General features: G+C 63.8%; 8 protein-coding genes and 1 pseudogene. 5 read left to right on the top strand and 4 right to left on the bottom strand.

Annotated features, from left to right (window positions below; genetic code table 11):
• Positions 1-182 (top strand): annotated as a pseudogene (locus RBB16_RS20115) (hypothetical protein); the annotation flags it as partial.
• An 80-nt stretch (positions 183-262) separates the two neighbouring features.
• Here the strand turns inward: RBB16_RS20115 and pyrF are convergent.
• Together pyrF and RBB16_RS20105 are read right to left on the bottom strand one after the other, a co-directional pair.
• On the bottom strand, positions 263-952 hold the full coding sequence (gene pyrF / locus RBB16_RS20110; RefSeq protein WP_306047816.1) for an orotidine-5'-phosphate decarboxylase: 690 nt from the start codon (positions 950-952) through the stop codon (positions 263-265).
• Positions 953-1,157: 205 nt separating this feature from the next.
• Positions 1,158-1,334 carry a hypothetical protein gene (locus tag RBB16_RS20105; protein WP_306047815.1) on the bottom strand — a complete coding sequence of 59 codons (177 nt, stop codon included), beginning with the start codon at positions 1,332-1,334 and terminating at the stop codon, positions 1,158-1,160.
• Positions 1,335-1,549: 215 nt separating this feature from the next.
• Here RBB16_RS20105 and clpB point away from each other — a divergent pair, with 215 nt between their 5' ends.
• A complete protein-coding gene (clpB, locus tag RBB16_RS20100; protein WP_306047814.1) occupies positions 1,550-4,165 on the top strand; it encodes an ATP-dependent chaperone ClpB in 2,616 nt (871 codons plus the stop codon).
• A gap of 81 nt (positions 4,166-4,246) precedes the next feature.
• On the opposite strand, the gene RBB16_RS20095 is transcribed toward clpB, so the two are convergent.
• Together RBB16_RS20095 and RBB16_RS20090 are read right to left on the bottom strand one after the other, a co-directional pair.
• Positions 4,247-4,738, bottom strand: coding sequence for a fasciclin domain-containing protein (locus RBB16_RS20095; RefSeq protein WP_306047813.1), 492 nt, complete (start codon positions 4,736-4,738; stop codon positions 4,247-4,249).
• A gap of 59 nt (positions 4,739-4,797) precedes the next feature.
• Complete coding sequence (locus tag RBB16_RS20090) at positions 4,798-5,280, bottom strand: fasciclin domain-containing protein (protein ID WP_306047812.1); 483 nt, start codon at positions 5,278-5,280, stop codon at positions 4,798-4,800.
• 277 nt (positions 5,281-5,557) lie between these two features.
• Here RBB16_RS20090 and RBB16_RS20085 point away from each other — a divergent pair, with 277 nt between their 5' ends.
• From RBB16_RS20085 to msrQ, 3 genes are all read left to right on the top strand, one after another.
• A complete protein-coding gene (locus RBB16_RS20085; protein WP_306047811.1) occupies positions 5,558-7,048 on the top strand; it encodes an FMN-binding glutamate synthase family protein in 1,491 nt (496 codons plus the stop codon).
• A 73-nt stretch (positions 7,049-7,121) separates the two neighbouring features.
• Entirely contained in the window at positions 7,122-8,027 is a 906-nt protein-coding gene (gene msrP / locus RBB16_RS20080; RefSeq protein ID WP_306047810.1) for a protein-methionine-sulfoxide reductase catalytic subunit MsrP, read from the top strand.
• A gap of 9 nt (positions 8,028-8,036) precedes the next feature.
• Entirely contained in the window at positions 8,037-8,642 is a 606-nt protein-coding gene (gene msrQ, locus RBB16_RS20075) for a protein-methionine-sulfoxide reductase heme-binding subunit MsrQ (RefSeq protein WP_306047808.1), read from the top strand.
• The last annotated feature ends 143 nt before the right edge of the window (positions 8,643-8,785 follow it).

The following is an 8,785-nucleotide window of genomic DNA, read 5'->3' as shown; positions in this document are numbered from 1 at the left end:
GGGTGATCGCGCTGATCCTGCTGATCGGCGGGGCGCCCGCCGCGTTCATCACCGGGTCGGTCCCCGTTCTGCTGCTGAGCTTTGCCGTGGTGTCGCTGGTCGCCTGGCTGCTGCTGCGCCGGTTCCTGGGCGTTTATCGCGGCCAGGTGAAGACCTTCGACCACGATATCAACGACAACTGAGCCGCTGACCCAATTGCGCGCCTGACGGCGCAAGACGATATCTCGCCTGCGGGGGCTGCGCCCCTCGGCTCGGGGTTGGGTCAGGGCAGGTCTGCGAGGATCGCCTGTGCCGCGGCGCGGGGGTCTGTTGCCGTCCAGATCGGGCGGCCCACCACGATATGATCGGCCCCGTCTGTGATGGCCTGCGCCGGGGTGGCCACCCGCTTTTGGTCGCCCTTGGCGCTGCCTGTCGGACGCACGCCGGGGGTGACGATCAGACGGCCAGCGGCATTGGGCAGGGCGCGGATCAGAGCGGCTTCGTGGGGGGACGCGATGACGCCATCGGCCCCGGCCTCGAACGCGTTGGCGGCGCGCTCCAGCACGATATCCTGCACATCGCCCGGCTTGATCAGGTTGGAATCCAAATCGGCCCGGTCGAGCGAGGTCAGAACCGTGACGGCGAGGATCTTGAGCCCGCTGCCCGCTGCGCCCTCTTTTGCCGCACGCACCACCTGCGGGTCGCCCTGCACGGTCAGGAAGTCGAGATCGAACTGCGCCAGCCCGCGCACGGCGGCTTCAATCGTTGCACCGATATCGAAGAGCTTCATGTCCAGGAAAATGCGCTTGCCGTGATCCTGCTTCAGTTCATTGGCCAGGGCCAACCCGCCACCGGTCAGCATCCCCAGCCCGATCTTGTAGAAGCTGACGGCATCACCGATCTCTTCGGCCAGTTTCAGCCCCTGCAGGGCATTGGGCACGTCGAGGGCTGCGATCAGGCGGTCATCACTCATGGCTTGGGTCCTTCCGGTTGCGCTCGGGCGATGCTTTAGGGGGCGATGCGCCTGCTGTCCATGCGGTCAGACAGAAAACGGCCCGGTCGCGACGGGGGGAAGCGACCGGGCCGGGCAGCAGGAGACCTTGAGGGACGGGGGTCATCCTGTCTGAGGGCGCAGCCAGTGAGGGACGGGGGCAGGCGGCTGCGCCTTGGGGAAACTGTTACCGCCGGTGGCGGAGGGCGGCCTGCGAGAGGCCAGAGGCAATGCGCGAGAACGCGGCCCCTTGCGGGCCGTGCCAGCGGCAGTCGACCGGGGCGCGGTCGTCCAGCACGGCACGGGCATGGAAGCAGGCGCGGCGGGCGTCATAGGCGACTTGGGTCAGGGCGATGCGGGTCATGGCTTCGGGTTCCGGCTATGGCTTATGGTCATATGTCGGGCGGGGTGGCCGCCCGGTTCAAAAGAAATGGGAAGATTTTTTCGAAAGGGAATCCTTCGTCGCGGTCTTGTGATGGGTCGTGTCCTTTCCCATCTATCTGACAAGGCCCGCAAATGCCTCCGTGCCGGAATTCTGGGCGGGGCGACGGACGGGCGCTTGTGAAAAGGAGACTTGGCATGAACTTGGAGAAGTTCACCGACCGCGCGCGCGGGTTCCTTCAGGCCGCGCAGACCATCGCACAGCGGGACGACCATCAGAAACTGGTTCCCGAGCATTTGCTGAAGGCACTTCTCGACGACGATCAGGGCATGGCCTCGAACCTCATCACCCGGGCGGGCGGTAACGCCAAGCGGGTGGCGGAGTCTGTCGACCTGTCGCTGTCGAAGCTGCCGAAAGTGACCGGCGATTCCGGGCAGCTTTACATGGACGGGCAGACCGTGAAGGTGCTGACCGAGGCCGAGAAGCTGGCCGAGAAGGCGGGCGACAGTTTCGTGGCCGTCGAACGGATCCTGACCGCGCTGGCGATGGTGAAATCCAAAGCCAAGGACGCGCTGGATGCAGGCGCCGTGAACGCTCAGGCGCTGAATTCGGCGATTAACGATCTGCGCAAGGGGCGCACGGCGGATAGTGCCGGGGCCGAAGACAGCTATGAAGCGCTGAAGAAATACGCCCGCGACCTGACCGAAGCGGCGCGCGAGGGCAAGATCGACCCGATCATTGGCCGCGACGAGGAAATCCGCCGCGCCATGCAGGTGCTCAGCCGCCGGACCAAGAACAACCCGGTTCTGATCGGGGAACCCGGCGTCGGCAAGACGGCGATTGCCGAGGGACTGGCCCTGCGGATCGTCAATGGCGACGTGCCGGAAAGCCTGAAGAACAAGACGCTGATGGCGCTCGACATGGGCGCGTTGATTGCTGGTGCGAAATACCGGGGCGAGTTCGAGGAACGGCTGAAGGCCGTCCTGAACGAGATCACCGCCGCGGCGGGCGAAATCATCCTCTTCATCGACGAGATGCACACGCTTGTGGGCGCGGGCAAGACCGACGGTGCCATGGATGCGGCGAACCTGATCAAGCCGGCGCTGGCGCGGGGTGAATTGCACTGCGTGGGCGCCACGACGCTCGATGAATACCGCAAATACGTGGAGAAAGACGCGGCCCTTGCCCGCCGGTTCCAGCCGCTGATGGTGGAGGAGCCGACGGTGGAGGACACCGTGTCGATCCTGCGCGGCATCAAGGAGAAATACGAGCTGCACCACGGGGTGCGAATCTCGGACGCTGCGCTGGTCGCGGCCTCGCAGCTCAGCCATCGCTACATCACCGACCGCTTCCTGCCGGACAAGGCCATCGACCTTGTGGACGAGGCCGCCAGCCGGTTGCGGATGGAAGTGGATTCCAAGCCGGAAGAACTCGACGCGCTCGACCGCGATATCCTGCAAAAGCAGATCGAGGCCGAGGCGCTGAAGAAAGAAGATGATGCGGCGTCGAAGGATCGGCTGGAAAAGCTGCAGAAGGACCTTGGCGAGCTTCAGCAGAAATCAGCGGAACTGACGGCGCAATGGCAGTCGGAACGCGACAAGCTGGAATCGGCCCGTGGGCTGAAGGAAAAGCTCGACCATGCGCGGGCGGAACTTGATCAGGCCAAGCGGCAGGGCGATCTGGCCCGCGCCGGGGAGCTGTCTTATGGCGTCATCCCGGGGCTGGAAAAGCAACTGGCGGAGTCCGAACAGCAGGACAATGACCTGATGGTCGAAGAGGCCGTGCGGCCCGAACAGATCGCGAGCGTCGTCGAGCGCTGGACGGGCATCCCCATGTCCAAGATGCTGGAAGGCGAGCGTGAGAAACTGCTGCGCATGGAAGAGGAAATCGGCAAGCGGGTGATCGGGCAGAAGACCGCCGTTACCGCCGTATCCAACGCCGTGCGCCGGGCACGGGCGGGGCTGAATGACGAGAACCGTCCTTTGGGCAGCTTCCTGATGCTCGGGCCGACCGGCGTGGGGAAAACCGAGCTGACCAAGGCGCTGGCCGAGTACCTCTTTGACGACGATCAGGCGATGGTGCGCATCGACATGAGCGAGTTCATGGAGAAACACGCGGTCAGCCGCCTGATCGGCGCGCCTCCGGGCTATGTCGGTTATGACGAGGGCGGCGTGCTGACCGAAGCGGTGCGGCGGCGTCCTTACCAGGTGGTGCTGTTCGACGAGGTCGAGAAGGCGCATCCGGATGTGTTCAACGTGCTGCTTCAGGTGCTCGATGACGGTCAGCTGACCGACGGGCAGGGCCGCACGGTGGATTTCAAGCAGACGCTCATTGTGCTGACCTCGAACCTTGGGGCGCAGGCGCTGAGCCAGCTGCCCGATGGGGCCGACAGTTCCGCCGCCAAGCGGGACGTGATGGACGCGGTGCGCGCCCATTTCCGGCCGGAATTCCTGAACCGTCTGGATGAAACCATCATCTTCGATCGCCTGACGCGGGCCGATATGGATGGGATCGTGGCCATTCAGCTGCGTCGCCTTGAAAAGCGTCTGGCCGATCGCAAGATCACGCTGGATCTGGACGAAGGCGCGCGGAAATGGCTGGCGGATGAGGGCTACGACCCGGTCTTCGGGGCGCGTCCGCTCAAGCGGGTGATCCAGAACGCCCTGCAGAACCAGCTGGCTGAGATGATCCTGGCCGGCGAAGTCAAGGACGGCGAAACGGTGCATGTCAGCGCCGGGACCGACGGGTTGATCGTCGGTGACCGGGTGTCGGCTTCGAACCGGCCCAAGCCGGACGATGCCGTGGTGCACTAAGGGCCCGACCGAAACGATCAGCGCCCCCGGAGACCGCTCTTCGGGGGCGCTTCTTTCTGCCGTAAGCCGTTGGGGACGGTCTCAGCCTGGCAGAAGCACGGCGTCGATGATGTGGACGACCCCGTTCGAGGCCATGACATCGGCGGTGGTGACGGTGGCCGAATGGTTCAGGACCACGCCATGACCCTGACCATTGGCGCGGATATATCCGCCCTGAACGGTGGGGATACGGCCCCTTTGGCCGATGATGGCGGAGGCCGGGTAGTAAGCGCCGGACACGTGATAGGTCAGCACATTGGTTAGCGCGGGGATGTCATGCAGCAGCCCGTTCAGTACGCCATGGGGCAGATGCTCGAAGGCGCGGTTGGTGGGGGCGAAGACGGTGAAATTGCCGGGGCCTGACAACGTGTCGACGAGGCCCGCCGCCTGAACGGCGGTGACCAGCGTGGACAGGTCGGGCGTTGCGACGGCGAGGTCAACGATGGTCGCGGATTGTGCGGAAAGGATCGCGGGTGTTGCCAGCGATGCGGCGGCGGCCCCTGCGGTGGCGGTGAAGAATTGACGACGGTTCATGGGGGATCTCCCTGGTTCGGTCAAAGGAAGGGCCCGCCGGTGAGGGCGGGCCGATGCGCTTACATCGAAGGCAGGATCACCGCGTCGATCACATGGATCACGCCGTTCGAGGCTTCGATATCGGCGGCGACCACATTGGCGCCGTTCACGGTCACGCCATCCATGGTGCCGATCTCGATTTCGCCACCCTGAACGGTGGTCGCCATCATGCCGTCAGACAGATCGCCCGACATGACCGCGCCCGGAACCACGTGATAGGTGAGGATGGCCACGAGCTGATCGAGGTTTTCCTCCATCAGCAAGCTTTCGACGGTGCCCTCGGGCAAGGCGGCGAAAGCCTCGTCGGTGGGGGCGAAGACGGTGAAGGGGCCGTCGCCGCGCAGGGTGTCTTCCAGACCGGCGGCCTGAACGGCAGCGACAAGCGTGTTGAAGGTGCCCGCGCCCACGGCGGTATCGACGATGTCCATGGAATGACCACCCGCGAAGGCGGCGGTGGAAAGCATGACTGCGGCAGCGGTGCCAAGAAAAGTACGGCGGATCATTGTGTAGGTCTCCTGTCCTGAGGAATGTGACTTCGGTTACGGGAACAGGGCGGGGCTGGATGACCTCGCAACGTGATCAAATCCTTGAAAACCTGGGTTGCCGAAACGATTGGCCGCGCTAAGCCACGGTGTTTTTGGATGTCCACTCACAAAATCGTGCAGGCCTCGTGATCACGCGGTGATGATCCGACCCGATTGTGACCATCCGCCGATTGATTGACGGGGCCGGGGCGGGCAAGGTTCCGGACAACCCAACAGCACTGAAAGGCGCAAGGCGATGATGTTCAGTTTCGTGGAGTTTCTGGCGCAGGCCTTTTTGTTCCTGGTCGGGGTGATCGTCCTGATCCTGCTGCTGGTGGCCATCTATGACCGGTTGCAGACCCATGACGCGATCCGCCGCAATTACCCGGTGATCGGGCGCTTCCGGGGGCTGTTCACCGCGTTGGGAGAGTTCTTCCGCCAGTATTTCTTTGCCATGGACCGGGAAGAGCTGCCCTTTAACCGGGCGCAGCGGGACTGGGTGAACCACGCCGCCGAGGGTGGGTCCAACACTCTGGCCTTCGGGTCCACCCGTGACCTGACCATTCCCGGCACTCCGATTTTCGTGAACGCCGCCTTTCCGCCGCTGGACAACCAATATGCCTCGACGGAACCGATGATAATCGGCCCCACGGCACGGCAGCCCTATAGGGCACCGTCGTTCTTCAACATCTCGGGGATGAGCTATGGTGCCATCTCGAAACCCGCCGTGCAGGCCCTCAGCTGGGGGGCCAAGAAGGCCGGGATCTGGATGAACACCGGCGAGGGCGCGCTGTCGCCCTACCACCTGGAGGGCGGCTGCGACATCGTCTTTCAGATCGGCACCGCCAAATACGGCGTGCGCAACCCCGATGGCAGCCTGAACGACGACAAGCTGCGCGAGGTGGCAGCGCATGAGGCGGTCAGGATGTTCGAGCTGAAGCTCGCGCAGGGGGCCAAGCCCGGCAAGGGCGGCATTCTGCCGGCTGAGAAGATCACAGCCGAGATCGCACAGATCCGGGGCATCGTGCCGGGTGAGGATAGCCTGTCGCCGAACCGACATATCGAGATCGACGACTGGGGCGACCTGCTGGACATGATCGCCCATATCCGCGAGGTCACCGGCAAGCCCGTCGGCATCAAGACCGTCGCGGGGGGCGCGGAGCCGTTCGAGGACCTCTTCCGCCTGATCATCGAGCGCGGCGAAGACAGCGCGCCCGATTTCATCACGCTTGACGGTGGCGAGGGCGGCACCGGGGCCTCGCCCATGCCGTTGATGGACCTTGTCGGCATGTCGATCCGCGAGGCGCTGCTGATGGTGTCGGACCTGCGCGACCGGCACGGGCTGAAGGATCGGGTCCGGCTGGTGGCCTCGGGCAAGCTGGTGAACCCGGGCGATGTGGCCTGGGCGCTGGCGGCGGGGGCCGATTTTGTAACATCCGCCCGCGGGTTCATGTTTGCACTGGGCTGCATCCAGGCGCTGAAATGTAACAAAAACACCTGCCCAACCGGCATCACCACCCATGATCCGCGCTTTCAGAAGGGTCTGGTCGTTGAGGTGAAAGAAGATCGGGTGGCGCGCTATGCCAAGGGAATCATCAAGGAAGTCGAGACAATCGCCCATTCAGTAGGGGTGGCAGAGCCCCGCCTGATGCGGCGACGCCATGTGCGCCTGGTCATGGCCGATGGCACCTCACGCCCCATGCACGATGTTTTTCCCCGCGGTCACGAGATTCCAACAATGCCGTGAGCCCCGCTGCTTTTGCTTTGTTGCGCACCATCTCTTTGGCAGTGTCGCGCCAAGCAAATGCAGGAGGAGCCCGATGGCCTATCGCTGGAAGAATGACCTGACCCATGCGGATGTAACCCCAAAGGGTCTGTTCCTGAACCGCCGTCAATGGATGGCCGGGGCAGGGGCTGTCATGGGGGCCGGTCTGATCGGCGGACAGGCCCGCGCGCAAGAGGCGCTGGAACCCAATACCTTCGAAGAGATCACCAGCTACAACAACTTCTATGAATTCGGCACCGGCAAGACCGACCCCGCCGCCTATGCCCATATGCTGACCACCGATCCCTGGTCGATCGAGATCGACGGCATGGTCGACAATCCCGGTGTCTATTCGCTTGCCGAGATCCTCGAAGGCATGACCATAGAAGAGCGCATCTACCGCTTCCGCTGTGTCGAGGCCTGGTCGATGGTGATCCCGTGGAACGGGTTCGAACTGGCCGATCTGCTGACCCGCGTCGGCGTGCAGGACGGCGCGCAATACGTGGCGTTCGAAACGCTGGTGCGGCCCGAGGAAATGCCCGGTCAGCGCAGCCCGATCCTGAACTGGCCCTACCGAGAGGGGCTGCGTCTGGATGAGGCGATGCACCCGCTGACCCTGATGGCGACCGGCCTTTACGGCGAACCGATGCCCAACCAGAACGGCGCGCCGATCCGTCTGGTCGTGCCGTGGAAATACGGCTTCAAGTCGATCAAGTCGATCGTCCGCATCACCCTGACGGATGAGGAACCGCCCACCACCTGGAACATGCAGAACAGCCGCGAATACGGCTTCTATTCCAACGTGAATCCCGAGGTGGATCACCCGCGCTGGTCCCAGGCCAGCGAACGCCGGGTCGGTGGCGGGCTCTTTGCCCGTCGCATCCCGACGCTGATGTTCAACGGCTACGAGGACGAGGTCGCCTCGCTCTACGAGGGCATGGACCTGTCCGAGTATTTCTGAGGCGCCACAATGATCGACACGCTGAACCAGACCCTGCGCCGCCTGCCGGAATGGCCGCTTTATTTCCTGGGCTTCCTGCCTGCTGCGTGGCTGCTTTGGCTCGGCGTCAATGGCGGGCTTGGGGTGGAGCCGATCAAGGCGCTGGAACATGAGCTTGGCGTCATCGCGCTGCAATTCCTGATCGCCGCGCTGCTGGTCACGCCCTTGCGCCGCTATGCCGGGCTGAACCTGCTGAAGTTCCGCCGCGCCTTTGGTCTGTTGGGGTTCGGCTATGTCTGCCTGCATCTGCTGACATGGCTGGCGCTGGACATGTCCTTCCTGTGGGGCCAGATCGCCGAGGATCTGCTCGAACGCCCCTACATCACAATTGGAATGGCCGCCTTCCTTCTGCTGTTGCCGCTGGCGCTGACCTCGACCAAATCCGCCATCCGCCGGATGGGCCTGCGCTGGCACAAACTGCACCGGCTGTCCTACGTGGCGGTGGTCCTGGGTGGTCTGCATTTCGTGATGCAGGAAAAGGTCTGGTCCCTTCAGTCCCTGGCATATCTTGCGATTGCCGTGGCGGTCGTGGCGATGCGTGCCCTCTGGCTGACCCGCCGAGTCGCGCGATCCTGAGGTGATTCACCCCTGTGGAATCCAGAATCTGGGGATAAGTCGGGGGATAACCCAAGATGTTGGAATGCGAGTCGCCAGGGCTTCGCCGCAGAGCAGCATCGAAAGCCCCGTTAGCGCGGAACATCCTGAGTGGTTGGTAGTCT

It is taken from the genome of Nioella sp. MMSF_3534, from assembly GCF_030732985.1.
Taxonomy (GTDB): Bacteria; Pseudomonadota; Alphaproteobacteria; order Rhodobacterales; family Rhodobacteraceae; genus Nioella.
The sequence above is the reverse complement of the archived record's forward strand: the minus strand, read 5'-3'. Positions and strand labels throughout refer to the sequence as shown.

Excerpts from the sequence above, each read along its gene's own strand:
- pyrF (WP_306047816.1), bottom strand. The coding sequence starts at position 952 with ATGAGTGATGACCGCCTGATCGCAGCCCTCGACGTGCCCAATGCCCTG.
- RBB16_RS20105 (WP_306047815.1), bottom strand. The coding sequence starts at position 1,334 with ATGACCCGCATCGCCCTGACCCAAGTCGCCTATGACGCCCGCCGCGCC.
- clpB (WP_306047814.1), top strand. The coding sequence starts at position 1,550 with ATGAACTTGGAGAAGTTCACCGACCGCGCGCGCGGGTTCCTTCAGGCC.
- RBB16_RS20095 (WP_306047813.1), bottom strand. The coding sequence starts at position 4,738 with ATGAACCGTCGTCAATTCTTCACCGCCACCGCAGGGGCCGCCGCCGCA.
- RBB16_RS20090 (WP_306047812.1), bottom strand. The coding sequence starts at position 5,280 with ATGATCCGCCGTACTTTTCTTGGCACCGCTGCCGCAGTCATGCTTTCC.
- RBB16_RS20085 (WP_306047811.1), top strand. The coding sequence starts at position 5,558 with ATGATGTTCAGTTTCGTGGAGTTTCTGGCGCAGGCCTTTTTGTTCCTG.
- msrP (WP_306047810.1), top strand. The coding sequence starts at position 7,122 with ATGGCCTATCGCTGGAAGAATGACCTGACCCATGCGGATGTAACCCCA.
- msrQ (WP_306047808.1), top strand. The coding sequence starts at position 8,037 with ATGATCGACACGCTGAACCAGACCCTGCGCCGCCTGCCGGAATGGCCG.